This window comes from Rhodococcoides trifolii, from assembly GCF_014635345.1.
Taxonomy (GTDB): domain Bacteria; phylum Actinomycetota; class Actinomycetes; order Mycobacteriales; family Mycobacteriaceae; genus Rhodococcoides; species Rhodococcoides trifolii.
Map to the genome: position 1 here is coordinate 856,919 of NZ_BMCU01000003.1, position 23,442 is coordinate 880,360.

Genomic DNA, 23,442 nt, shown 5'->3' on the forward strand with positions numbered 1-23,442 from the left:
GGGAAAGGGTGAAACTACTTGCGCGCGTTCAGGATCTCGCGTGCGAGTGCCGCGGTCTCGGACGGCGTCTTGCCGACCTTGACACCGGCCGCCTCGAGGGCGTCCTTCTTGGCCTGCGCGGTACCCGAAGAGCCGGAGACGATGGCGCCGGCGTGGCCCATGGTCTTGCCCTCGGGCGCGGTGAATCCGGCGACGTAGCCGACGACGGGCTTGGTGACGTTGGCCTTGATGTAGTCGGCCGCACGCTCTTCCGCGTCACCACCGATTTCACCGATCATCACGATGATCTCGGTCTCGGGGTCCTTCTCGAACGCCTCGATGGCGTCGATGTGGGTGGTTCCGATGACCGGGTCGCCGCCGATGCCGATGGCGGTGGAGAAGCCGAAGTCACGGAGCTCGAACATCATCTGGTAGGTCAGGGTGCCGGACTTGGAGACCAAGCCGATCGGGCCCTTGCCCGCGATGTTCGCCGGCGTGATGCCGACGAGAGCCTCACCGGGGGTGATGATTCCGGGGCAGTTCGGACCGATGATGCGGGTCTTCTCGCCCTTCTCCACGTTGTAGGCCCACGCGTATGCGCTGTCCTGCACGGGGATTCCCTCGGTGATGACCACGAGCAGCGGAATCTCGGCGTCGATGGCCTCGATGATGGCGTCCTTGGCGAAGGCGGGCGGCACGAACGCAATGGACACGTCGGCGCCGGTCTTCTCGATGGCCTCGGCAACAGTGCCGAAGACCGGAAGCTCTACTCCACCATCGTGACTGACCGTAGTTCCGGCCTTGCGCGCGTTGACGCCACCGACGACCTGCGTGCCCGCCTTGAGCATCAGGGCGGTGTGCTTGGTGCCTTCGCCGCCGGTGATGCCCTGGACGATGACCTTGTTGTCCTTGTTCAGAAAGATAGACATGGTTCCCTTACTTCGCAGCCAGCTCGGCGGCCTTGTCGGCGCCTTCGTCCATGGTTTCGGCCAGCGTCACCAGTGGGTGCGCAGCATCGGCGAGAATCTTGCGGCCTTCTTCGACCTTGTTGCCGTCGAGTCGAACCACCAGCGGCTTGTTGGCGTCGTCGCCCAGCTTCTGCAGGGCGCCGACGATTCCGTTGGCCACCGCGTCGCAGGCGGTGATGCCGCCGAAGACGTTGACGAACACGCTCTTGACCTGCTCGTCGCCGAGGATGACGTCGAGGCCGGCGGCCATGACCTCGGCCGAGGCGCCGCCGCCGATGTCGAGGAAGTTGGCGGGCTTGACGCCACCGTGCGCCTCACCGGCGTACGCGACGACGTCGAGTGTCGACATGACAAGTCCCGCACCGTTTCCGATGATGCCGACCTGACCGTCGAGCTTGACGTAGTTGAGGTCGTTCTCCTTGGCCTTGGCCTCGAGGGGATCGGCCGCGTCGGCGTCTTCGAACTCGGCGTGCTCCTTGTGACGGAAGTCCGCGTTGGCGTCGAGGGTGACCTTGCCGTCGAGCGCGAGGATCTCGTCGGTGGGCGTACGCACCAGCGGGTTCACCTCGACGAGGAGAGCGTCTTCCTTGATGAAGACTTCCCACAGCTTCTGAATCGTGTTGGCGGCCGCGTCGAGCACCTCGGCGGGCAGCTTTCCTGCTTCGGCGATCTCACGCGCGAATGCAAGGTCGACACCCTTGACGGCGTCGACGGGGATGCGTGCGAGGGCGTCCGGGTTCTCCTCGGCCGTCACCTCGATCTCGACGCCACCTTCGACGGAGCACATCGCGAGGTACGTGCGGTTCGTGCGGTCGAGCAGGAAGGAGATGTAGTACTCCTCCGCGATGTCGGAGGCTTCTGCGACGAGAAGCTTCTTGACGACATGGCCCTTGATGTCGAGTCCGAGGATGGCCTCGGCGTTGGAGGTCGCCTCGGCGACGTCCTTGGAGTACTTCACGCCGCCGGCCTTACCGCGGCCGCCGACCTTGACCTGAGCCTTGACCATGACAGGCTTGCCGATTTCTTCGGCGATCTGTGTGGCACCGGCGACCGTGTCCGTGACACGACCGGCCGACGTCGGTACTTCGTGCTTGGCGAAGAGTTCCTTCGCCTGGTATTCGAAGAGATCCATCAGCTCACCATCTCGTCTGCGTTGACGCCCGCTCGAGGGGTAGGAGCGGGTCCGACTTGGGACTTTAGCCACCGCTGAGGAGCCCTAGACGACACCCCGTGCATCTTGTGGCTCATGTCACCGAACGCCTCCGAGGGCGTAGGCGCAACCTACCGACGAGTACGTCGTCGTGCGACGCCCGCAGCCACGAGCATCGCCGCTCCGACGGCACCGGCCAGGGCACCGGCACCGGGACCTGAAGCACCGCCGCGTACTTCGAGAAGCGGCCAGCCGGCGATGTGAACGGCCATTCCCGCCGCGGCTCCCCACAGCAGTGCGGCGCCGCGAGCGGGGCGTGCACGCGCAGCGACGATCACCGTGACCACGACCGCGACACCGAACAGCGCTTGGCCCCAGGCGTCCCATCCCCACGGAAACTCGGCGAAGGTGGCGGCCGCGGTCTCGTCGGACGTGTAGAGCGGCAGACCGAGCGCGACGACGGAAACGAGTGCTCCGAGTGCGCCGGTCCACACCGTGGCCTGCGACGGCGATTGGTCGATCGAGGTGTCGACGTCCTCACGCTCGGCCGACCCAGCAACCCACAGCAGTACACCGGTCACTCCGGTGACAACGACGCCGACGCCGATCAGGACGGCGCCGGAACCCATACGCACCTCTGGAACTCCGAGTGCCAGGACCAACGCCTGCAGGACCGGCGTCGCACACATCACCGCGGCAACCCAGAAGACACCGACAGTCGGCCGAACCGATGGGGCCAGCTCCGAGAAGAACAGCGTGACGCTGAGCAGAACGAGGACGACCGCGCCGAGCACGGCGATGCGAGCGCCGAGAATGTTCGGCTCGGCCAGCCCGTCCGGAACACGCAGCAGCGGTAGCAGAGCGCCGGCTGCGAGCAGCACTCCCGCCGCGACACCGGTGGCGCCTGCGATCGCATGCCGGCGGGTGGACCGCGCCCGTGCCGTAGCGGCTGCTTCGGCCGCCGCCCGAGCACGTGCCGACTTGCCCATCTTGGCCGCGGGCGCTGCAATCGGCTTCACAGATGGAGCGTCGCGGGTGCGGTGGGCCAGCGCCGGTACGGACAGACCGACCACCAGGAGCACCGTCGCCGCGGCGGTGGCAGCGATCGACCCGACACCGGAACCGATGCGGTCCTGCGTGGTCGCCGCCGAAATCCAGCGCGTGCCGACGAGACCGAGGGCCGCGACAGCAGTGCCGATCAGCGCACCCGATGCCGCGGACGTGGAGACCGACGACAGTCCTGCACCGACGACCGCCAGCGCGGCAACCGCCATCAGCGCGGAGCCGACGGCCAGCAGGGTCGGACCGTCGACCACCGTGGCGACGAGGAACACCGGATCTGCGGAGTCGAACGGGGGCGCGAACAGCGCACCTGCGAGGACCACTGTCGCCACCGCCGCCAGAGTCGCCGCCCATCCCCCGATGCGGCCGGCGGCGGATCCGGCATCGCCGTATCCGTCGAGCAGTGACGCACGGCCCACTGCGACGAGCCCACCGACGCCGGCGAGAGCGATCAGAACGTGTCCGACGAGAACGAGGTACGCCCCGGCTCCCGGATCGAGCACGGCGGCGCTGAGAGGCCGGAACAGCTCGAGACGGTTGGCGTCGATCGTGCCCGTCAGCAGCTGCACGTCGATCACCGCGAATCCGACGGCGACGGCTCCCGACCCCGCGAGAAGCGCGCCGCCGAAACCGACCCGCCCCCGCACGAGCGAGAGGAACGCCAGCACCGGCACCACCAGCGTGCAGAAGACGACGAACAGAATCCCAGGCAGCGAACCGGACCCGGCTCCGGAAGTCACTCCCACGATCGGGGCGACGCAGACGGAGACGGCACCGAGCGACGACGACAACACACCGTGACGCAACGGCGCGGTGGGGTCACGAAGGACGTCGACCGAACCCGTCGGAGCTATACGCTGCGGCCGAACCGACGGCCCGGAAGAACTGCTCACGCGCACCGACGTTATCGGTGTGCGACCGTCCGTCGTGTGCAGGGACACGCAGGCCCTTGTTATGTCTTCGAGTCTCAAACCGGGTTTTGCCAGCTCAGGATGTGAGCCATCCCACATATTGGACCCCATATCGCGTTTGGCTTGCGCGCCTCGCAACCATTTCGTTACCGTCGCCCAGTCCGCATAACGAGCAGATCACGAATCAGGAGGACGGCAGGTCTTGCAGCAACACCGCACCCCGTTCACCTCGAGTCGATTCTCCTCAGGCTTCGTCACCGACCACACGGACCCCTCCTCTCGCCCCCCGGCCACCCCCGACGAGCATGACTCCACCGTCTTCACGATGGATCGGTTCTTCGACGATTCCGACGACGTGTTCCGCGATCTGCTCGACTCCCCGTGGGACCGCAACCACGAGTCGGCCGAGTACCCGGCGTCGGCTGCGGCGCTGCCGTCCACTCCCGTTTCACCTCGACGCGAATCCCGCCGCTCGGCCGGGTCCGTCGCGGCCAGCACGTTCTTCACCCCGGCCGACAAGGTCGTCTCCGGTGACGTGACCCCTCCGACGAACGTTCGTCGCTCCGGAGCGCACCGCATCCCCGCACCTCCGAATGCCCTCAAGGGCCGGGTGGCCGTCGTCGCCGTGGCCGCCGGCGCCGTCGTCGCTGCCGGGCAGGCAGCGATGAACCACAGCCCCGCTCCCGAGCAGACGGTGTCCTCGGACGTCGCGCTTGCCGCGGGCGAGAGCCCCGTGACCGCTGCGAACAACGTTGCCGCCGTCGTTGCGGACCGTGTCACCACCATCCCGACGCCGGCGGGTCTCGTTCCTGCCGCCACGTCGACGGGTGCACCCATGGTCACGGCCTCGAACTCGGCCGCTCCGCAGATCTTGAACGTCGCGTCGGCTGCCGATCTCGGACAGTTCAGCGAGTTGCTCGCCAAAGGCCAGCGCTACATGCAGGAACGCGCGGCAGCCGAGGCCGAGAAGCTTCGTCCGCTGTTCTCCCTTCCCGCCATCGGCACCTACACCTCCGGTTTCGGTTCGCGGTGGGGCACGTTGCACGCCGGCGTGGACATCGCCAACGCCATCGGAACGCCGATCCACGCAGTGGCCGACGGAGTCGTCGTCGATTCCGGGCCGGCCGCAGGCTTCGGTATGTGGGTTCGTCTGCAGCACGCCGACGGAACCATCACCGTGTACGGCCACATCGACAGCACCGAGGTCACCGTGGGCCAGAAGGTGATGGCCGGCGACGAGATCGCGAAGATGGGCAACCGTGGTCAGTCGACCGGGCCGCACCTTCACTTCGAGGTACACCTCGCGGGCGAGAACAAGATCGACCCGCTGCCGTGGCTCGCGACCCGCGGCATCAGCCTCGGCCCCGAGCGCGACTGAGCGCCTTACACCTTCGCGTTTTACAGCCTCTCGTCTTACAGGCCCGCGTTTTTCAGTCCCGCGTTCTACAGCTTGGTCATCGGCACTCCGCCGATCAGCATCATCTTCACGCGGCCGGACGTACCGAAATCGACCAGCACCATCGCTCGCTGACCGGAACCCTCGGATTCCACGACCGTGCCCAGCCCGTACTTGTCGTGGTTGACCCGGTCGCCGACCGCCAGCACCAGGGTGTTGTTGCGCGCTCGTGCCGCACCGAAACTGGGAGTCGCCGGTTGCGCCGGTCGAGACTGCCAGTTGTCGCTGCGCACCGGTGACGTCCAATCACGCTGCAGCCCCGACCCGAATCCGCCGCGGCCCGACCCCACACCCGGATCTTCACGCTTCCAGTCGATGAGTGACTGCGGAATCTCTTGCAGGAAGCGGGATTCGGGATTGTTGATGGGCTGCCCCCACGCGGACCGCATGATGGCGCGGGTGACGTAGAGACGGTGCCGGGCGCGAGTGATACCCACGTACGCCAGCCGCCGCTCCTCCGACAGCTCCGCCGGATCACCGAGTGCGCGCATGTGCGGGAACTGCCCGTCTTCCCAGCCGGTGACGAACACCACCGGAAATTCGAGGCCTTTCGCGGTGTGCAGCGTCATCATGGTGACGACGCCGTCGCCGTTGTCGGGCAGCTGGTCCGCGTCTGCCACCAGCGAGACTCGTTCGAGGAACGCTGCGAGAGAGCCGGGGTCTGGGGAGCCGTCGGACTCCTCGTCCTGCTCCTCGGCGAGATCCGCCGAGATGTCCACGTCTGGAATGTCCTCCGCGTTGCGGGCATCAGCGCTGAATTCCCTTGCGACGCTGACCAACTCGTTCAGATTGTCCAACCTCGCGCCGTCCTGCGGATCGGAGCTGGCTTCGAGTTCGGCGCGATAGCCCGTGCGGTCGAGTACGGCTTCGACGACCTCGCCGATGTCTCCGACGCTGTTGCCGTCGGTGTCGGTGGAGTGCATGACCGCTCGCAACTCGTCGATCATCTCGACGAATGCCGCAATCATCTTCTGCGAGCGCGTGTTCAGCAGTGCCACGCGCCCGTCGGCTGCGTCGTAGAGCGCGCGGGTGAAGCTGACGTTCTTGCGTTCGGCGTGCACGGCGACGCACGCCTCGGCCCGATCGCCGATGCCGCGGCGCGGGGTGTTGAGGATGCGACGCATGCTGACCGTGTCGTCCGGGTTGGCCAGAACCCGAAGGTACGCAACGATATCGCGCACTTCCTTGCGCTCGTAGAACCGCACGCCGCCGACCACCTTGTACGGGAGGCCGAGCCGGATGAAGATCTCCTCGAGCGCTCGCGAGGAATTATTGGTGCGGTAGAACACGGCGACGTCGGAGAACTTGATGTCCCCACCGTCGACCAGTCGGTCGATCTCGGACGCGACGAAGGACGCTTCGTCGTGCTCGTTGTCGGCGACGTAGCCGACGATCAGCTCCCCGTCGCCCGAATCGGTCCACAGCTTCTTGTCGCGGCGACCGATGTTGCGCGAGATGACGGCGTTGGCCGCCGACAGGATCGTCTGGGTCGACCGGTAGTTCTGCTCGAGCAGGATGGTCCGCGCGTCCGGGTAGTCCCGCTCGAACTCCTCGATGTTGCGAATGGTGGCGCCGCGGAAGGCGTAGATGGACTGATCGGCGTCACCGACCACGCAGAGCTCTCCCGGACCGACGCCGTCACCCCCGGTCTCGGCTCCCGTGCCCACCAGTTCCCGCACCAGCATGTACTGCGCATGGTTCGTGTCCTGGTACTCGTCGACCAGTACGTGGCGGAACCGACGTCGGTAGTACTCGGCGACCTGGGGGAAGTTCTGCAGCAGGGAGACGGTCTCGCCGATGAGGTCGTCGAAGTCGAACGCGTTGGCCGCGCGCAGCCGCTGCTGGTAATGCGAGTAGACCTTGGCCACGATGGCGGGGAGCTCTGCCGGATCCTTCTCGGCGTCGGACACCGCCTGATCCGGGTCGATCAGCTCGTTCTTGAGGTTCGAGATCTGGGTGGCCAGCAACCGCGACGAGTACTTCTTGGGATCGAGCTGCAGATCCTTGCCGATCATCGTGAGCAACCGTCGTGAATCGTCGGCGTCGTAGATCGAGAAGTTCGAGTTGAGTCCCGGCAGCAACGTCGCCTGGCTGCGCAGAATGCGTACGCAGCTCGAGTGAAAGGTGGAGACCCACATGAAGTTGGCGCGTGGGCCGACGAGCGAGACGACGCGCTCCCGCATCTCCGCCGCAGCCTTGTTGGTGAACGTGATCGCCAGAACTTGGCCGGGGGTGACGTTTCTCTCCGCGAGCAGATACGCAATGCGCCGCGTGAGTACCGCCGTCTTGCCCGATCCGGCACCGGCGACGATGAGAAGCGGCGATCCGGTGTGCATCACCGCTTCCCGTTGCTGCGGGTTCAGACCCTCCAACAACGCATCGGAGGACCTGGTCGCGGGGGCTACGGGGAGATCGGTGTTCATCGCCTGTACAGGCTACCGGCGGGTGCCGACATGGTTCGCCACGACGAGGTCGCCACCGACACATCGAGAAAAACAAGTGAGCGGTACGAGTAATCTTCGGCGACGCCGGGTGCGAATCACGTAGTGAACTACGCTTCCGACCCGAGGAGCCGCGATGGGATTCTGTTCTCGGTCCCGGTGCCGCCCGCCAGGTGGCACAATGCAGGCCGTGCTCTACGGCAAGGTTGGTTTGTTTCGCCAGCAAAGACAGCTTGATCCATGATGTGAACCGATCGGTTCCACCGTTCGCGTACGGATAGTCACGAGGTATGTGTCGGTACGCAGGCAGTGGTCGTTGTAACAGACCACATCCGACCGACGACACACCTTCTGACACGAGGAGTAGATATGAGCACAACATTGCAGTCCGCGTCATCGTCCCAGCCCTCCCAGCCGGCTGACTCCGATCTGCCGACCTCCGAGGCCGAGATCGACGAGCTTCGCAAGGAGATCGACCGACTCGACGCCGAGATCCTGGCCGCTGTCAAGCGCCGTACCGAGGTCTCGCGCATCATCGGCCGCACTCGCATGGCATCGGGTGGCCCTCGCCTGGTGCACAGCCGCGAGATGAAGGTCCTCCAGCGTTTCAGCGATCTGGGTCAGGAAGGCCACACCCTCGCGATGCTGCTGCTCCGTCTCGGCCGCGGTCGACTCGGTCACTGATCCACCCCGCAGCACCCCCACTACCGACTCCCTGTCACGACGGCCCCGACGGCGCGAAAGCGTTCGTTCGGGGCTTTCGTCGTAGCAGGCGATCGGATCGGTGGCGCACTACTGTTGGCGAGTATGAGCGTCGACATCACGGGCACCGAAGCCTGGAAGAAGCTGAAGGATCATCAGCACCGCATCGCCTACCGTCATCTGCGGGATTTTTTCGCCGACGACCCGGCGCGAGGCAGTGACCTGACACTCACGGCCGGTGATCTGTACATCGACTACAGCAAGCACCGCGTCGATCGGACGACCATCGAATTGCTTCTCGGTCTGGCGCGAGCAGCGGAGCTGGACGAGCGCCGCGATGCCATGTTCTCCGGTGAACACATCAATACTTCGGAAGACCGCGCCGTTCTCCATACCGCGCTCCGTTTGCCCAAGGACGCAACTCTTGTCGTGGACGGCCAGGACGTCGTCGCCGACGTGCACGAGGTTCTCGACCGCATGGGCGACTTCTCGGACCGCGTCCGATCGGGACACTGGCTCGGCGCTACCGGGGAGAAGATCACCACGGTCGTCAACATCGGTATCGGCGGATCCGATCTCGGACCGGTGATGGTGTACCGCGCCCTCCGCCACTATGCCGACGCCGGCATTTCTGCCAAGTTCGTCTCGAACATCGACCCCGCGGACATGATCGCCGCGCTGTCCGATCTGGATCCGGCCACCACCCTGTTCATCGTCGCCTCGAAGACGTTCTCGACCCTCGAGACGCTCACCAATGCCACAGCCGCGCGGCGTTGGTTGACCGAACGCCTGGGTGATGCTGCTGTCGCGCAGCATTTCGTCGCAGTGTCCACCAATGCAGAGAAGGTGGCGGACTTCGGTATCGACACCGAGAACATGTTCGGGTTCTGGGACTGGGTCGGCGGGCGGTACTCGGTCGACTCGGCAATCGGACTGTCGGTGATGCTGGTGATCGGCAGGGACCAGTTCTCCGAGTTCCTCGACGGCTTTCACACCATGGACCGACACTTCGTCACCGCACCACTCGAAGCCAACGCGCCGGTCCTGCTGGGCATGATCGGTTTCTGGTACTCCACCTTCTTCGAAGCCCAGTCACGAGCGGTGCTGCCGTACGCCAACGACATGTCCCGCTTCCCCGCCTACCTGCAGCAGCTGACGATGGAATCGAACGGGAAGTCCGTCAAACACGACGGCACACCGGTCACGGTCGACTCGGGTGAGATCTTCTGGGGCGAACCGGGAACGAACGGCCAGCACGCTTTCTACCAGCTGTTGCACCAGGGAACTCGCCTCGTTCCGGCCGATTTCATCGGATTCGCGGAGCCGATCGACGATCTCCCGACCGCCGACGGAACGGGCAGTATGCACGACTTGCTGATGAGCAACTTCTTCGCTCAGACCAAGGTGTTGGCGTTCGGCAAGAATGCGGAAGAGATTGCTGCGGACGGCACTCCGGCCGACATCGTGCCGCACAAGGTGATGCCGGGGAACCGGCCGTCGACATCGATCCTCGCGCCGAAGCTGACACCGTCGGTTCTCGGCCAACTGATCGCACTCTACGAGCACCAGGTGTTCGTCGAAGGAGTCATGTTCGGTATCGACTCGTTCGACCAGTGGGGTGTCGAACTGGGCAAGACGCAAGCGCAGGAACTGACGCCGGTGCTCACGGAGGCAGAAAAGCCTGCGACAGAACTGGATTCGTCGACCTCGGCACTGGTGGATTGGTACCGCACCCAGCGGGGTCGCTGATCGATAGGCGAGTCCGTGCGGCGCTGCCGGGTCGGGGGTCTGACAGTGCCGCACGGACTCGACCGGTATGTCGGCGGCACCCAACAATCCGTTACACACTTCTCACAACAAAAACTCGCGGCGATTCAGGACGTCCCACAACGGGTGACCGGAGGTACGGTCAAGGTATGACGGAGCTCGCGACATGACTGTCCGCGTGGAGCGTTCGGGACCGGTGTTCACCGTCGTTCTGTCCAGGCCCGAGTCCCGCAACGCTGTCGACGGACCCACCGCCGCCGCCCTGGTGTCGGCGTTCGAGGAGTTCGACGCCGATCCAGACGCCGCCGTCGCCGTTCTCTGGGGCGAGGGCGGCACGTTCTGCGCCGGCGCCGACCTCAAGGCCCTCGGCACCGACAGATCGAATTCGGCGACCGAACACGGAGACGGACCCATGGGTCCGACACGCATGCAACTCTCCAAGCCCGTGATCGCCGCGGTCGCGGGCCACGCGGTCGCCGGCGGGCTCGAACTCGCCCTCTGGTGCGACCTTCGTGTCGTCGAGGAGGACGCCGTGCTGGGTGTGTTCTGCCGCCGGTGGGGAGTTCCCTTGATCGACGGCGGAACGGTGCGCCTTCCCCGCCTGATCGGCCTCTCGCGCGCACTGGATCTGATCCTCACCGGCCGGGCCGTCGACTCGGCCGAGGCGCAGGCGATGGGGCTCGCCAATCGAGTCGTACCCACCGGAACGGCGCGCGACGCCGCAGAGGAACTCGCACACCAACTCGCAGCGTTCCCGCAGGCGTGCATGCGCGGGGATCGCCTCTCTGCCCTCGAGCAGGAAGGCAAGGACGAGGAAACGGCGATCAGAAACGAATTCCGGCACGGAACGTCCTCTATCGTCGACGCACTCGACGGCGCCGCACGGTTCGCCGCCGGCGCCGGCAGACACGGATCGTTCGACGAGTGAGCCGTCTGTCCATCGTGGACGAGATGTTCCTGAGAACTCATCGTGGTCTGGGAACTCCCGTTGCGCTGCAAGGTTTGTGGGTCGTCGACGAAGAGGTCGAACTCGGTGTCCTCGAGGACTTCCATCGCCGCCTCGCCCTCGGAACTCTCGGCCGGCAGGTCGTCACACCGCGCATTCCGGGGGCACGCAGACGGTGGGTGACGTCGCGGGACACCTTGCCTCTGACGGTCGACGACACCCTCGCCGACGGTGACGTCATCGCATGGGCCGACCGGCAGGGCGACCTCGAACTCGACCCCGAGTTCGGCGTCGGATGGCGGCTGTCGACCGCTCGGGTGACCGGGGGCGGAACCGTCGTCTCGCTGGTGTGTTCGCACGCGCTCGCCGACGCTGCCGGTCTCGTCGACGCGGCAGATGCGGCGCTCACCGGTCGCCCCGCACCGGTGACCGACGAACCGGACGGCACCGACCGCTCCGACGCGGTGGATCAGCTTCGGATCGTCGGAGGCGGGACCGCTCGCGCACTGGGCACGTTGATCACCGACCCGATGCGACGCGCCGAGCTGATCGCCTACGTGCGCGACAACCGGTCCGCGCCCGTGGCGGCGGCGCCCGAAGCGAACTGGTCTCCCCCGTCGTTCGTCGTGGATTACTCTGCAGCGCAATGGAACACCGTTGCCAAGGCAGGCGGCGGCACCTCCAACGTGTTGTTCGCGGCCGTCGTTGCCACCGCAACGCGACTGCTTCTCGGACGGGATCGGGTGACCCTGAGCATCCCCGTGCGGATGGTGCGCGCCGGGTCGGCCGCGAACTCGGTCTCGATGAGCGAGGTGGCCGTCCGGGCCTCGGACACCCTCGCCACCATTCGGACGACGGCGAAATCTGCCTACGGTGTTCCGATCGGAGGGCCGGCCGGATTCCCCGAGGAGCTGTTGCAGGTGGTGTCGGACCGCGTGGCGTCCAAGCTGGCGCCCATGCCCGGTCAGCGCGATGCGCTGTGCTCCAACATCGGACCTCTCCCCGACACGTTGAGCCTGGGGCGAGGCACTCGCATTTCGACGCGTGCCATTCATCCCCGCCTCGACGCAGCCGGGGCTTTGAAGATGCGAACGACGCTGTCCGCGTACATCTCTCGGTTTCACGACCGGTACACGATGTCGATCGTCGGCACCGATCCGCTCGCGCGAGTCGAGCTCGAGGGGGTTCTTCGTGAGGCGTCGGCGCAGTGGAACCTCGAACCTCGGTTCTGGTGAACGCGAGTCCGGTGAGACTAGAGTTCGTCGGTATGAGTGATTCGGACATCCACGCACGCATCAAGGATTTGATCGACCAGGAGCACGAGCTGAGGTCCAAGACCGAGGCCGGTGACCTCGATCCGGCCGAGGAGCGGTCACAGCTCAAAGCGCTGGAGGAGTCTCTCGACCAGGCGTGGGACCTGTTGCGTCGCAGGCGCGCTCGCATCGACGGCGGGCTGTCCCCCGACGATGCGGAGACGGCCAGCGTCAACCAGGTCGAGGGCTACCTGCAGTAGGAGTCGCTCACGCGAACCGTCGCGTCACCTCGGTGGGGAGAAAACGCAACGCCGCGTCGATACCGCGCCACTTCAGACCCGGCAACGGCACCCGCGTCGACTCCTTCTCGATCGCGGACACCATTGCCGACACGCCCTCGTCCAGAGTGGCCAGAAGTGGTCCGGTGTCGCCCGCACCGGCCGACATGTCGGTCGCGATGTACCCGGGAAGCAGCGTCGTCACGACGATCTTCGTTCCCGACAGTTCGATGTCGAGCGCCTCGCCGAGCGCGGACACCCCGGCCTTGGACGCGGAGTACGCCGCCTTCGAACCCGGGAGCCCGCGGGACGCACTCACGGAGGACACCAGCACCAGGTGTCCGAATTTCTGGGCCCGAAAAATCTCCAGAGCGGCTTCCGCCTGCGACAGGGCGCCGACGAAATTCGTCTGCGCCGTAGCGAGATTCGCTGCAGCCTTGCCGGTGCCGATCTTCGCCCCCTTGCCCAAGCCGGCGTTGACGATCACCCGGTCCAACCCGCCCAGCTCGTCGCGTAGTTCACTGAACACGCGCACCACGGCGTCGTGATCGGTGACGTCGAGCGGCGCGATCGCGACGGTGATCCCCGGCGCCGAGGTTCGCAACTCGTCGCGCACCGCCTCGAGCCGGTCCACGCGCCGGGCGCACAGCGCGAGATCGCGTCCCATGGCCGCGAATCGTCGCGCCATCTCTTCGCCGAGACCCGAGCTCGCACCGGTGATGAGGATCTTCTGCCGCGTCATGGTTCAGTACCTTAGGGCGCGGGAATACCGTGGTGTGATGAGCCAAGAGACCAAGTCCGAATACGACGTCATCGTGATCGGCGGTGGACCCGTCGGCGAGAACGCCGCAAGTTACGCGATCGCCGGCAGCGACCGCACCGCCGCGATCATCGAAGCCGAACTCGTGGGCGGTGAATGTTCCTACTGGGCATGCATGCCCAGCAAGGCCCTGCTGGTGCCCGGCTCGGTTCTCGAACAGGCTCGAAACATGCCCGGCGTCAAGGAGATCGTCGGAGACCGCGAGCTCGACACGGCTGCCGTCCTCGCCCGGCGCGAGAGCTACACGCACGGCCTCGACGATTCGTCGCAGGTGGACTGGGCCGAGGGTGCCGGCATCGACGTGATCCGCGGGCACGGGCGGCTGTCCGGGCCGCGAACGGTCACTGTCGGCGATCGCACGATCACCGCACGTCACGCGGTCGTCCTGGCCACCGGCACGACGGCATCGATCCCGTCCACCCCCGGCCTGCGCGAAGCGCTCCCCTGGGTCTCGCGCGACGCGACCAACCTCCACAAGGTTCCCGAGCGGGTCATCGTGGTTGGTGGTGGGGTGGTGGCATGCGAATCGGTCACCTGGCTGCTGTCGCTCGGCACTCGCGAGATCACCATGGTGGTGCGCGGGAAGTCGCTTCTGTCCGGGAACGAACCCTTCGCCGGAGAAGCCGTCGCGAAGTCGCTGCAGGACAAGGGCGTACGGATCCTGTTCGGCGCTTCGCTGGACGGCGTCGATCGACCCGACGCCCGCGATACCGGCTACGGACACATCCACGGCGGGCCGGTGACCGTGACCGTGAACGGCGAATCGGTCACTGCGGACGAAATCGTCGTGGCCGCGGGACGACGGCCCGCGTCCGGCGATCTCGGTCTCGAATCGGTCGGCGTGGACGGCGGTACGTCCATCGAGGTCGACGATCATCTCCAGGTCCGGGGCGTCGACGGTGAGTGGCTCTACGCCGTCGGCGACGTCAACGGCCGGGCGCTGCTCACCCACATGGGCAAGTATCAGGGTCGAGTGTGCGGAGACGTGATCGCAGCGCGCGCGACGGCACAACAACTCGGCGAATCGCGATTCAGCGCGTCGGCCGATCACGGGCAGATCCCGCAGGTCGTGTTCACCTCGCCAGAGGTCTCGGCGGTGGGCATCTTCGAGAAAGAAGCCCGCGACCAGGGCATCGACGTGGAAATCGTCGAGAGCGACATCGCCGTGGCGGGATCGTCGCTGCAGCAGGACAACTACACCGGCCACGCCAAACTGGTGGTCGACAAGACCACCGACACCATCGTTGGTGCAACGTTCGTCGGTCCGGGTGTGGCCGAACTGGTGCACGCCGCGACGATCGCCGTGGTCGGCAAGGTCCCGCTGGACAGCCTGTGGCACGCGGTCCCGTCGTACCCGACGGTCAGCGAGATCTGGTTGCGGTTGCTGGAGTCGCGGAGGTAGACCCAATTCGCGGCGATGCGGGCCGGCGAACTCGGGCAGTCAGTGGCCCAGCGGCTGGGCGCGGCGGACCGAATCGGCGGCGCGCCCGGCATCGAGTTCGACCGGTGAGATCACGATGCCCTGCCCGACGCGGAGAATTCCCGAACTGATCGGCTGCGCGCGTAGTCCGCCGCGACCGATCAGTGCCTTGCGGGTGCCGTCGACCACCATCGTGTCCATCCACGAACAGGGGTGCGCCGGTCGGCCTCCGCGGAACAGGATGGGCCCGTCGCCGGTGTCGAGGACGAACTCCTCACCCCGCAGAGGGTCGAGCTCGAGCCCGCGCACCACGACGTTTCTGCGCGCGACGGCCGGATCGACGTCCTGCGCCACTGCCTCCCACGCCTCCATGGCCAGGAACGTCACTGCTGCTTCCGTGTGCGCTTTCACGCCGAAGAAGCGGTCGCCGCGGATGCCCTTGCCGGCCACGATGTCGACGTGGTCGGGCAATGTCGTCGGAACGTCGGCCGGCCCGTTCTTTGCGCGGCCGAAATACGCGTGCGTAGGTGAGACGAGCAACTGAATTATCTGGATCGGGTACTCATGTGTCACACCATTCATTGTCTCCTGTTACCCGTGGAACGGTGTTACGTATAGTCCGAAGGATGGGCAACGCAGCGCAGACCACCGACGTCGACACTGTCGAAGGCACCCTTCGGGGTCGCAGGCAGGGAGACGTGGTGACCTGGCGCGGAATTCCCTACGCCGCTCCCCCGGTCGGACCGTTGCGTCTGCGCGCACCGCAGCCGGTGCAGCCGTGGACGGGTGTGCGTGACGCGCTCGACTGGGGCAAAGCTGCGTCACAGGGTCGCGCCGGCACGATGCTCGGACCGGGCAAGTACCAGGAGACCAGCGAAGACTGCCTGACCCTCAACGTCGTGGCACCGGCCACCACACCGGTGAAGCCGCGTCCGGTCATGGTCTTCATCCACGGTGGCGCGTACATCCTCGGAACCTCCGCGACACCGTTGTACGGCGGCATTTCGTTGGCGCGCAAGGGCGAGATCGTCTACGTGTCGATGAACTATCGCCTCGGTGCGCTCGGTTACCTCGACCTGTCGACGTTCTCCACACCGACTCGCCCCATCGACAACAACCTCGGCGTCCGCGACCACGTGGCTGCTCTGGAATGGGTGAAGCGCAACATCGCACGGTTCGGCGGCGATCCCGACAACGTCACCATCTTCGGCGAATCAGCCGGTGGTACCGCCGTCACCACGCTGATGGCGACCCCGGCAGCGAGCGGGCTGTTCCACAAGGTCATCGCCGAGAGCGCAGCGCCCGGCCTGGTTCTCACGTCCGCGCAGACCGCCGATTTCGCACGCGAATACATCGAGTTGCTCGGCATCGACCGCGCCGACGCCGCCGCGCGGCTCGAAGCACTGGACACCAAGACCCTCGGGAAGGCCGGCAACACACTGGCCAAGATCATCTCCGAGCGCTCTCCCGGCCTCCTCCCCTTCGGTCCCGTCATCGACGGTGACTACATTCCCGACGCGCCGCTCGCCACGTTCGAGAACGGCGACGCCACGCGCGTGCCCCTGATCATCGGCACGAACAAGCGCGAGGGAACCCTGTTCCCGCGGTTCCTCGACGCCCTGCCGACCAACCCGGTCCGGATCCACACGTTGTTCCAGAACACCGACCCAGCGGCGGAAGAGCGTGTGACCGGCGCGTACACGGGCTACCCGAAGTCCGCCGCCGCCATCGACGTCGGCGGTGACTACACGTTCTGGAAACCGTCCGTGGAATTGATGGAGGCACACTCGGAGTTCGCACCGACCTTCGCATACCGCTACGACTTCGCCCCGCGGTTGCTGCGGCTGCTCGGATTGCACGCTACCCACGGATCGGAATTGTTCGCCGTCTTCGACATCTACAGCACGCTGTTCGGTAAGTTCGTAACCCTGATCGGGGACCGCAAGGGTGCGGCAAGGGTGTCCGAGGAAATGCAGGCGCACTGGATCTCGTTCGCGCGCACCGGATCTCCGTTGCCCACGTGGCCGAAGTTCGACACCACCTCGAGGTCGACGCGAATCCTGGACGCGCAGAGCCGAGTCGAGAACGATCCCAACTTCCGCAAGCGGATCGCCTGGGACGGGTACGTCGGCTACAACGGTGCCCTCGACTCCGAGACCGCGAGCCAGAAGGACAACGTGGGCTGATCGGCCCTACTTGACCAGACGCGACAGTCGACGGTCGGCGAGCACCTTGCCGCCCGTCTGACACGTCGGGCAGTACTGGAACGACCGATCGGCAAACGACACCTCGCGCACCGTGTCTCCACACACGGGGCACGGAAGTCCGGTTCTCGCATGCACTCTCATGCCCGAGCGTTTCTCGCCCTTCAGCCTGGCCGCGTCCTGGCCGGCCGATCGGTCCACGGCATCGAGCAGCAACGTGCGCATGGCCTCGTAGAGGGTGTGAATCTGCGCATCGCTCAACGACTTCGACGTCGCGAACGGCGACAGCTTGGCCAGATGCAAGATCTCGTCGCTGTACGCGTTGCCGACGCCGGCCAGCAGCGACTGGTCGACGATGGAGTTCTTGATGCGCGCCGTGGTGCTCCGCAGAATTTCGGCGAAGTCGAGTTCGGTCACCTCGAGGGCATCGGGACCGAGTCGCGCGATGCCCGGAACTTCCTGCGGATCTCGCACCACCCACACCGCAAGCCGCTTCTTGGTCCCGGCTTCGGTGAGGTCGAACGCGGGCGTCAGACCTTCCGGGGTGAAGAGGTGAACCCGCAGTGCCAGTGGACCTTTGCCGGGTTTCGGCGGCGTCGCGCTGGGATTGTCCGTCCACCGCAGCCAACCACCGCGCGAGAGGTGCGTGATCATCCACAATCCGCCCGCCTGCACCGCAAGGTGCTTTCCGAAACGGGCGGCGTCGGTGATGTCCTTGCCCTGCATCTCGGTGATGGGCGGCTCGAACGTCTTCAGAACGCTCAGCGCGGCAACGTCGATCCGGCCGATGACGGCGCCGAGAGCGTGCTCGCGCAAGAATCCCGCGAGGGCTTCGACCTCGGGTAACTCGGGCATGACTTCTACGATAGGCGGGATCGGCGCACGAGGTAAGTGTCCATGACCCACCCGGCGCGGCTTTTGACCTCGGCGCGTACCCGCTCGATCTCGTCGACCACGTCCGCGACCCTGCCGGCGACTTCTCGCGCGTCGGCAGTTCCGAGGTTGGCGCCCCACCAGATGTCCCACTCGGGCAGTGCGGTGAAGCTGCAGTCGGAGTCGAGCATCACGACGGCGGCGTCGACACCCTCCGGCAGTCCGTGGTCGCGCAGATTGCGGCCGGTGGTGACGTGCACGGCCTCCCCCACTCGGTTCAGCACGATGCGGTGCTGCGCGGCGAGCGCGGACACACTGGTGACGCCGGGAATCACGTCGTAGTCGAAACCGACTCGGCCGAGCGCGAGGATCCGTTCGATCACGCGAATCGTACTGTCGTACAACGACGGATCGCCCCAGACCAGGATTGCGCCGACGGCGTCCTCGGGTTCGGCGGCGATGGCGTCGGAGATGCGCGCTGCCCGACGGGCGTGCCAATCGTCGACCGCGTTCCCGTAGTCGGCGGGGGTGCGGTCACGCGGCGGGTCCTCGATCTCGACGACTCGATGTTCCCGAGTGACGTGCTCGGCCAAGATCTCTGTCCGGACGTCCACGAGGCCCTGCTTGGGGTTGCCCTTGTCGATCACGAAGAAGACGTCGACCGTGTTCATGGCTTTGACGGCCTGCACGGTGACCTGGTCGCGATCACCCGCGCCGATACCGATGAGGTGCAGCACTCGCATGGGAGATGAGCCTAAACTCAGCTCTCGTGATCGTTCCCACCCCGTACGAAGATCTGCTGCGCCTCGTCCTCGAGACGGGCACCGCCAAGGCCGATCGCACCGGAACCGGCACCACCAGCCTGTTCGGACATCAGATGCGGTTCGACCTGTCCGAGGGCTTCCCTCTCGTCACCACCAAGAAGGTTCATCTGAAGTCGATCGTCTACGAGCTGCTGTGGTTCCTGCGTGGGGAGTCCAACGTGGGGTGGTTGCAGGAACACGGGGTCAGTATCTGGGACGAATGGGCCGATCCGGCGGGCGAGCTGGGCCCGGTCTACGGCGTGCAGTGGCGATCGTGGCCCACGCCGTCGGGCGAGCACATCGACCAGATCTCGCAGGTAATCGAGACCCTGAAAACCGATCCCGACTCGCGGCGGATGATCGTCTCGGCATGGAACGTGGCAGACATCCCGTCGATGGCCCTCGCGCCGTGCCACGCGTTCTTTCAGTTCTACGTCGCGGACGGCAAGTTGAGCTGCCAGCTGTATCAGCGCAGCGCCGACCTCTTTCTCGGCGTTCCCTTCAACATCGCCAGCTACGCGCTGTTGACCCACATGGTCGCAGCGCAGGCTGGTCTCGCCGTGGGCGACTTCGTCTGGACCGGCGGCGACTGCCACATCTACGACAACCACGTCGACCAGGTTCGCGAACAGCTCTCTCGCGACGCGTTTCCCAGCCCTACTCTGCAACTGGCACAACGGGATTCGGTCTTCGATTACACGTTCGACGATGTTGCGATCGTCGGGTATCAGCACCACGCACCCATCAAGGCGCCCGTCGCGGTATGAGCCGAGTCGGACTGATCTGGGCTCAGTCGCTCTCCGGAGTGATCGGCGCCGACGGAGGAATCCCGTGGCGAATCCCGGAGGACATGGCGCACTTTCGCGAGGTGACGGCCGGCGGTCGCGTGGTCATGGGCCGCAAGACGTGGGACTCGTTGCCCGCCCGTTTTCGTCCGCTTCCGGGCAGGACGAACCTGGTGATGACGCGGTCGAGCGAATGGAGCGCCGAGGGTGCACAGCGCGTTGCGTCGCTCGACGAGGTCCTCGACGGTGGTGACGTCTGGGTGATCGGGGGCGGTGAAATCTACCGCGCGGCACTGCCGTTCGCCGACGTCCTCGAGGTGACCGAGGTGGACGTCGACATCGAAGGAGACACCGTCGCGCCGGAGGTTCCGTCGACGTTCGCTGCAACCGTCGGTGACTGGCAGACGAGTTCACCCTCGGGCATTCGCTACCGGTACGTGCGGTACACGAGCGGCTGAGCGATTCGCAGCACCGGCGCGGGGTCGGTGGGAGATACTTGCGGTGAGCACGCCCCTCCACAGCCCCGGAGCGGCACTGCCGAAAACCGCACGGGCAGGCCGGAGGCCGGTCGGCCACTAGTCAGAGGTGGACGAAGACCATGGACAAGAAATCGCTGACTGCGCTTGCGCGGCAGCAGCTGAAGATGGCACAGACCGCGACCAGCGGACGTAGTTCGCACACCGTGTACGGCGGCCACCAGCGGAAGTTGCGTCAGACGGTGGTCGGCCTGGCGGCCGGCAAGTCCCTGGCCGAGCACGACCTGAGCGGTGAGTCGACGGTTCTGGTCCTGAGCGGCCAACTCAAACTGGTCAGCGGGGAGAAGTCGTGGAAGGGGTCCACCGGAGACCTGTTGGTGATCCCGGATGCACGTCACAGCGTCGAGGCAGTGGAAGACGTGGCCTTCCTGCTGACAGTCGCCATCTAGCTGCTCCACCGAGACATGCGAATGCCGTTCTCTCCCGACCCACCTGACGGGAGAGAACGGCATGTCGCACCAGCGGCGTCCCCGGGACCTTCTCGATCACCGGGTCCGTCGGGTGCAGCTCAGACGGCGACCTGACGATCGCGATCGCGGGCGAGTGCACGGTCCCGAGATTCCTCGAAACGCGCTGCCTGCTTGCCCATGTCGTCGAGGTACTCGGCAAGGGTGGTGCGAGCCTGCTCGCCCTCGGCACCGAGATCGGTGCGTTCGAAGATCTTCCACTTACGCAGGACTGGCATGAGGACCTCGTCGAGGTGCTGACGCAGGTCGTAGATCCCGTACTTCGCGATCAGCACCGCGTTGCGACGGAAGTTCGGCTGGTTCAGACCCGGCATCTGAAAGTTCATGACGATGTCGGTGATCGACTTGACGGCCTGATCGGGCGAGAGCTCGATCGCCGCAGCGCACAGGTTCCGGTAGAAGATCATGTGCAGATTCTCGTCCGCCGCGATGCGGGCGAGCAGCTTGTCCGCGATCGGATCGTTGCACGCGATTCCGGTGTTGCGGTGCGAGACGCGCGTCGCCAGCTCCTGAAACGTCACGTAGGCGAGACCGTGCAGAAGGTTGTTTCCTTCCATCGGCGGCGACGAGACGCCGACGGTCATGTGCTCCATGCGTGCCCGCTCGAGCGCGACGGGGTCGACGCTGCGGGTGACCACGAGGTAGTCACGCATCGCGATTCCGTGCCGGTTCTCCTCCGCGGTCCACCGGCCGACCCACGTTCCCCAGGCGCTGTCCATCGTGAAGTTCTCGGCCAACTCGCGGTGATAAGAGGGCAGATTGTCCTCGGTGAGGAGGTTGGTCACCATGGCCGCTTTGGCGACGGTGGTCAGGTTGGACTGCTCGGGCGACCAGTCGACTCCGCCCATGGCCGCGAAGTTCTTGCCCTCGCTCCATGGGATGTAATCGTGCGGGTGCCACTCCTTCGACAGGCCCAGGTGCCTGTTCAGGTTCTCTTCTGCCACGGGTTGAAGCTCGCGCAGCAACTCGAGCTGCGTCATCTGCTTGGCCATGCAAGTCCCCTTCGGATAGCCGAGGCGGCACAACGCACCGGCCTCGACGTCAACTCAAGACCGTTTCCGTGACACTTTCGAGACTTTCCCGGCGATGTTGGGTCAAGTCGCAATCCGCCACACCCAGACCTGGTATTGGTCACAGAGCAATTTCCAGGCATGATGGTCAAAACGCTGCTGTTGGCTCTGTTTGGACCTAGTATCCGGAGTTACGCCCTGTTTTGACGGAAGTAAAAAACTCTCGACCGTGTTTCGAGCTTCCGCACAAAGCTACGAACCAGTAACTTAGGCAGCGTCGGCGTACGACGAGAGGATGACCTGTGAGCGTTCACAACCTATCTACGGCCGGACACACCGCCACAGCGGCCAAGACCGCCGCGAAGGCGGCACCCGGACTGACCGTGGCCGGAAAGCCCGCGTCCGGCCTCATGGTTGCGGGCGAACCTGCGTCCACTCCGCTACGCGACCTCGAATCCGTCGCACGCCGCATGGTCGGCCACTTCGCCGCCAACACTCCGTGCCACACCCTTCCCGGCGAGCAGTTGCGCGGCGACGTCACCGAATTCACGGTCAAGTGCCTCACACTCGCCGTGCGTCTGCTCGACGAACGCCGCGGACCGTCCGATGCCGAGGTGACGGAACTGGGGTCGAAGGCGGCTCAGTGGGCCCGTGAAGGCGTCCCTCTCCAGTCTGTTCTCAGCGTCTACCACGAGGGAATTCAGATCGGGTGGGATCTCGTCGCCGAACGCGCGGGCGCCGGTGACATCGCCGATGTGGTCGAAGCAGCGAAGGCCTTCGTCTCGCTCTCGGAGATGGTGTCGACCGCCGCAGCCACGAGTTACGTCGAAGAGCTGCAGGTGGTCGCGAGCGAACACCATACGGCCGCACACACTCTCGTCACCTCGCTGCTCAGCGGACACAACGCGCGCTCGATGGCGCGGCAATCGGGTATCGAGCTGGCCGAGACGTATTTGGTTCTCGCCCTGTCCATCCCGCCGCATCCGGACGAATCCAACCCCGCGGTGCAGCGACCGGTCGCTGCGCGCCGCAAGCTGCGACGGGTTCAGGCGGAACTCGCGATCATCTGCGGCCGCACGCCGCTGTCGATGCTCAGTCCCGAGGGCGGCACCGTGCTGGTGCCGGGTCATCACGACGACACCTGGGTCGACGACCTCGTCGCGCGCATCAGTGCCGCCGCCGAGGTGCCCGTCATCATGACCGTCGAGCAGGCCGCCACGTCGGACATTCCGACCGCAGCCGACCAGGTGCACGAGCTCCTCGACCTCAGCCAGCAACTCCGCCGCGGGCCCGGCGTCTACCGGATGAACGATCTCGTCCTCGAGTACCAGCTGACTCGCCCGGGCCCCGGCCGCAAGTTCCTGATGCGCATCCTGGAGCCGCTCGACAACAGCCCGGAGCTGCTGGACACCCTCGAGATCCACATCGCGCACGATCTCAACCGCCAACGGTCCGCACGGCAACTGCATCTGCACACCAACACCGTCGACTACCGCCTCAAGCGGATCGCACACCTCACCGGATTCGATCCGACGCGTCCGTCGGGCATTCGGCACCTGCAGGCGGCGCTCGTCGCACGTCGGCTCGAAGGTTCGTCGATCGGGGCCTGAG

21 protein-coding genes are annotated in these 23,442 nt (G+C 65.8%); 12 read left to right on the forward strand and 9 right to left on the reverse strand.

Features of this window, described 5'->3' with window-relative positions; translation table 11 throughout:
• Window positions 1-14: 14 nt before the first annotated feature.
• The 3 genes from sucD to IEW02_RS17445 all read right to left on the reverse strand — a co-directional run bounded on the left by sucD (window position 15) and on the right by IEW02_RS17445 (window position 4,052).
• Window positions 15-908 carry a succinate--CoA ligase subunit alpha gene (gene sucD, locus IEW02_RS17435; protein ID WP_188546068.1) on the reverse strand — a complete coding sequence of 298 codons (894 nt, stop codon included), beginning with the start codon at window positions 906-908 and terminating at the stop codon, window positions 15-17.
• A gap of 7 nt (window positions 909-915) precedes the next feature.
• Complete coding sequence (sucC, locus tag IEW02_RS17440) at window positions 916-2,079, reverse strand: ADP-forming succinate--CoA ligase subunit beta (protein WP_188546069.1); 1,164 nt, start codon at window positions 2,077-2,079, stop codon at window positions 916-918.
• 149 nt (window positions 2,080-2,228) lie between these two features.
• On the reverse strand, window positions 2,229-4,052 hold the full coding sequence (locus tag IEW02_RS17445; RefSeq protein WP_188546070.1) for a hypothetical protein: 1,824 nt from the start codon (window positions 4,050-4,052) through the stop codon (window positions 2,229-2,231).
• A gap of 220 nt (window positions 4,053-4,272) precedes the next feature.
• Here IEW02_RS17445 and IEW02_RS17450 point away from each other — a divergent pair, with 220 nt between their 5' ends.
• On the forward strand, window positions 4,273-5,448 hold the full coding sequence (locus tag IEW02_RS17450) for a M23 family metallopeptidase (protein WP_371829965.1): 1,176 nt from the start codon (window positions 4,273-4,275) through the stop codon (window positions 5,446-5,448).
• A gap of 65 nt (window positions 5,449-5,513) precedes the next feature.
• Here the strand turns inward: IEW02_RS17450 and pcrA are convergent, their stop codons facing one another.
• On the reverse strand, window positions 5,514-7,949 hold the full coding sequence (gene pcrA / locus IEW02_RS17455) for a DNA helicase PcrA (RefSeq protein ID WP_188546072.1): 2,436 nt from the start codon (window positions 7,947-7,949) through the stop codon (window positions 5,514-5,516).
• A 387-nt stretch (window positions 7,950-8,336) separates the two neighbouring features.
• Here pcrA and IEW02_RS17460 point away from each other — a divergent pair, with 387 nt between their 5' ends.
• The 5 genes from IEW02_RS17460 to IEW02_RS17480 all read left to right on the forward strand — a co-directional run bounded on the left by IEW02_RS17460 (window position 8,337) and on the right by IEW02_RS17480 (window position 12,895).
• Window positions 8,337-8,651: a chorismate mutase gene (locus tag IEW02_RS17460; RefSeq protein ID WP_188546073.1), complete on the forward strand. Its 315-nt coding sequence runs from the start codon at window positions 8,337-8,339 to the stop codon at window positions 8,649-8,651.
• 123 nt (window positions 8,652-8,774) lie between these two features.
• A complete protein-coding gene (gene pgi, locus IEW02_RS17465; protein ID WP_188546074.1) occupies window positions 8,775-10,418 on the forward strand; it encodes a glucose-6-phosphate isomerase in 1,644 nt (547 codons plus the stop codon).
• A gap of 184 nt (window positions 10,419-10,602) precedes the next feature.
• Window positions 10,603-11,364 (forward strand): crotonase/enoyl-CoA hydratase family protein, encoded by a 762-nt coding sequence (locus IEW02_RS17470; protein ID WP_188546075.1) that lies wholly within the window; start codon window positions 10,603-10,605, stop codon window positions 11,362-11,364.
• Window positions 11,361-12,617, forward strand: a complete 1,257-nt coding sequence (locus IEW02_RS17475) for a hypothetical protein (RefSeq protein WP_188546076.1) — start codon at window positions 11,361-11,363, stop codon at window positions 12,615-12,617. The genes IEW02_RS17470 and IEW02_RS17475 overlap by 4 nt, the downstream gene beginning before the upstream one ends.
• Before the next feature lie 32 nt (window positions 12,618-12,649).
• A complete protein-coding gene (locus IEW02_RS17480) occupies window positions 12,650-12,895 on the forward strand; it encodes a DUF2630 family protein (RefSeq protein ID WP_188546077.1) in 246 nt (81 codons plus the stop codon).
• A gap of 7 nt (window positions 12,896-12,902) precedes the next feature.
• Here the strand turns inward: IEW02_RS17480 and IEW02_RS17485 are convergent, their stop codons facing one another.
• Window positions 12,903-13,655 (reverse strand): SDR family oxidoreductase, encoded by a 753-nt coding sequence (locus tag IEW02_RS17485; protein ID WP_188546078.1) that lies wholly within the window; start codon window positions 13,653-13,655, stop codon window positions 12,903-12,905.
• Window positions 13,656-13,692: 37 nt separating this feature from the next.
• Here IEW02_RS17485 and IEW02_RS17490 point away from each other — a divergent pair, with 37 nt between their 5' ends.
• Window positions 13,693-15,135 (forward strand): dihydrolipoyl dehydrogenase family protein, encoded by a 1,443-nt coding sequence (locus IEW02_RS17490; RefSeq protein WP_188546079.1) that lies wholly within the window; start codon window positions 13,693-13,695, stop codon window positions 15,133-15,135.
• Window positions 15,136-15,174: 39 nt separating this feature from the next.
• Here the strand turns inward: IEW02_RS17490 and IEW02_RS17495 are convergent, their stop codons facing one another.
• Window positions 15,175-15,726 (reverse strand): molybdenum cofactor biosysynthesis protein, encoded by a 552-nt coding sequence (locus IEW02_RS17495; RefSeq protein ID WP_229746105.1) that lies wholly within the window; start codon window positions 15,724-15,726, stop codon window positions 15,175-15,177.
• 53 nt (window positions 15,727-15,779) lie between these two features.
• On the opposite strand from IEW02_RS17495, the gene IEW02_RS17500 reads away from it, so the two are divergent.
• Window positions 15,780-17,339 carry a carboxylesterase/lipase family protein gene (locus IEW02_RS17500; protein ID WP_188546081.1) on the forward strand — a complete coding sequence of 520 codons (1,560 nt, stop codon included), beginning with the start codon at window positions 15,780-15,782 and terminating at the stop codon, window positions 17,337-17,339.
• A gap of 6 nt (window positions 17,340-17,345) precedes the next feature.
• On the opposite strand, the gene IEW02_RS17505 is transcribed toward IEW02_RS17500, so the two are convergent.
• Window positions 17,346-18,212, reverse strand: coding sequence for an Fpg/Nei family DNA glycosylase (locus IEW02_RS17505; RefSeq protein ID WP_188546082.1), 867 nt, complete (start codon window positions 18,210-18,212; stop codon window positions 17,346-17,348).
• Window positions 18,213-18,217: 5 nt separating this feature from the next.
• Entirely contained in the window at window positions 18,218-18,973 is a 756-nt protein-coding gene (gene cobF / locus IEW02_RS17510) for a precorrin-6A synthase (deacetylating) (protein ID WP_188546083.1), read from the reverse strand.
• Window positions 18,974-18,999: 26 nt separating this feature from the next.
• On the opposite strand from cobF, the gene IEW02_RS17515 reads away from it, so the two are divergent.
• The 3 genes from IEW02_RS17515 to IEW02_RS17525 all read left to right on the forward strand — a co-directional run bounded on the left by IEW02_RS17515 (window position 19,000) and on the right by IEW02_RS17525 (window position 20,743).
• Window positions 19,000-19,800 carry a thymidylate synthase gene (locus IEW02_RS17515; protein ID WP_308933192.1) on the forward strand — a complete coding sequence of 267 codons (801 nt, stop codon included), beginning with the start codon at window positions 19,000-19,002 and terminating at the stop codon, window positions 19,798-19,800.
• On the forward strand, window positions 19,797-20,276 hold the full coding sequence (locus IEW02_RS17520) for a dihydrofolate reductase (RefSeq protein WP_188546085.1): 480 nt from the start codon (window positions 19,797-19,799) through the stop codon (window positions 20,274-20,276). Before IEW02_RS17515 ends, IEW02_RS17520 begins: the two co-directional genes overlap by 4 nt.
• A gap of 140 nt (window positions 20,277-20,416) precedes the next feature.
• The gene (locus IEW02_RS17525) at window positions 20,417-20,743 is read left to right on the forward strand and encodes a cupin domain-containing protein (RefSeq protein ID WP_188546086.1); all 327 of its coding nucleotides are present in this window, start codon (window positions 20,417-20,419) and stop codon (window positions 20,741-20,743) included.
• A 119-nt stretch (window positions 20,744-20,862) separates the two neighbouring features.
• Here the strand turns inward: IEW02_RS17525 and IEW02_RS17530 are convergent, their stop codons facing one another.
• Window positions 20,863-21,813: an acyl-ACP desaturase gene (locus IEW02_RS17530; RefSeq protein WP_188546087.1), complete on the reverse strand. Its 951-nt coding sequence runs from the start codon at window positions 21,811-21,813 to the stop codon at window positions 20,863-20,865.
• A 428-nt stretch (window positions 21,814-22,241) separates the two neighbouring features.
• On the opposite strand from IEW02_RS17530, the gene IEW02_RS17535 reads away from it, so the two are divergent.
• Window positions 22,242-23,441, forward strand: a complete 1,200-nt coding sequence (locus IEW02_RS17535; RefSeq protein WP_188546197.1) for a PucR family transcriptional regulator — start codon at window positions 22,242-22,244, stop codon at window positions 23,439-23,441.
• The last annotated feature ends 1 nt before the right edge of the window (window position 23,442 follow it).

Bases quoted from the DNA above. Each gene is read 5' to 3' on its own strand.
- IEW02_RS17470 (WP_188546075.1), top strand. From the start codon at position 10,603: ATGACTGTCCGCGTGGAGCGTTCGGGACCGGTGTTCACCGTCGTTCTG.
- IEW02_RS17480 (WP_188546077.1), top strand. From the start codon at position 12,650: ATGAGTGATTCGGACATCCACGCACGCATCAAGGATTTGATCGACCAG.
- IEW02_RS17500 (WP_188546081.1), top strand. From the start codon at position 15,780: ATGGGCAACGCAGCGCAGACCACCGACGTCGACACTGTCGAAGGCACC.
- pcrA (WP_188546072.1), bottom strand. From the start codon at position 7,949: ATGAACACCGATCTCCCCGTAGCCCCCGCGACCAGGTCCTCCGATGCG.
- pgi (WP_188546074.1), top strand. From the start codon at position 8,775: ATGAGCGTCGACATCACGGGCACCGAAGCCTGGAAGAAGCTGAAGGAT.
- IEW02_RS17460 (WP_188546073.1), top strand. From the start codon at position 8,337: ATGAGCACAACATTGCAGTCCGCGTCATCGTCCCAGCCCTCCCAGCCG.
- sucD (WP_188546068.1), bottom strand. From the start codon at position 908: ATGTCTATCTTTCTGAACAAGGACAACAAGGTCATCGTCCAGGGCATC.
- IEW02_RS17525 (WP_188546086.1), top strand. From the start codon at position 20,417: ATGGACAAGAAATCGCTGACTGCGCTTGCGCGGCAGCAGCTGAAGATG.
- IEW02_RS17520 (WP_188546085.1), top strand. From the start codon at position 19,797: ATGAGCCGAGTCGGACTGATCTGGGCTCAGTCGCTCTCCGGAGTGATC.
- sucC (WP_188546069.1), bottom strand. From the start codon at position 2,079: ATGGATCTCTTCGAATACCAGGCGAAGGAACTCTTCGCCAAGCACGAA.
- IEW02_RS17530 (WP_188546087.1), bottom strand. From the start codon at position 21,813: ATGGCCAAGCAGATGACGCAGCTCGAGTTGCTGCGCGAGCTTCAACCC.
- IEW02_RS17505 (WP_188546082.1), bottom strand. From the start codon at position 18,212: ATGCCCGAGTTACCCGAGGTCGAAGCCCTCGCGGGATTCTTGCGCGAG.
- cobF (WP_188546083.1), bottom strand. From the start codon at position 18,973: ATGCGAGTGCTGCACCTCATCGGTATCGGCGCGGGTGATCGCGACCAG.
- IEW02_RS17490 (WP_188546079.1), top strand. From the start codon at position 13,693: ATGAGCCAAGAGACCAAGTCCGAATACGACGTCATCGTGATCGGCGGT.
- IEW02_RS17535 (WP_188546197.1), top strand. From the start codon at position 22,242: ATGGTTGCGGGCGAACCTGCGTCCACTCCGCTACGCGACCTCGAATCC.
- IEW02_RS17485 (WP_188546078.1), bottom strand. From the start codon at position 13,655: ATGACGCGGCAGAAGATCCTCATCACCGGTGCGAGCTCGGGTCTCGGC.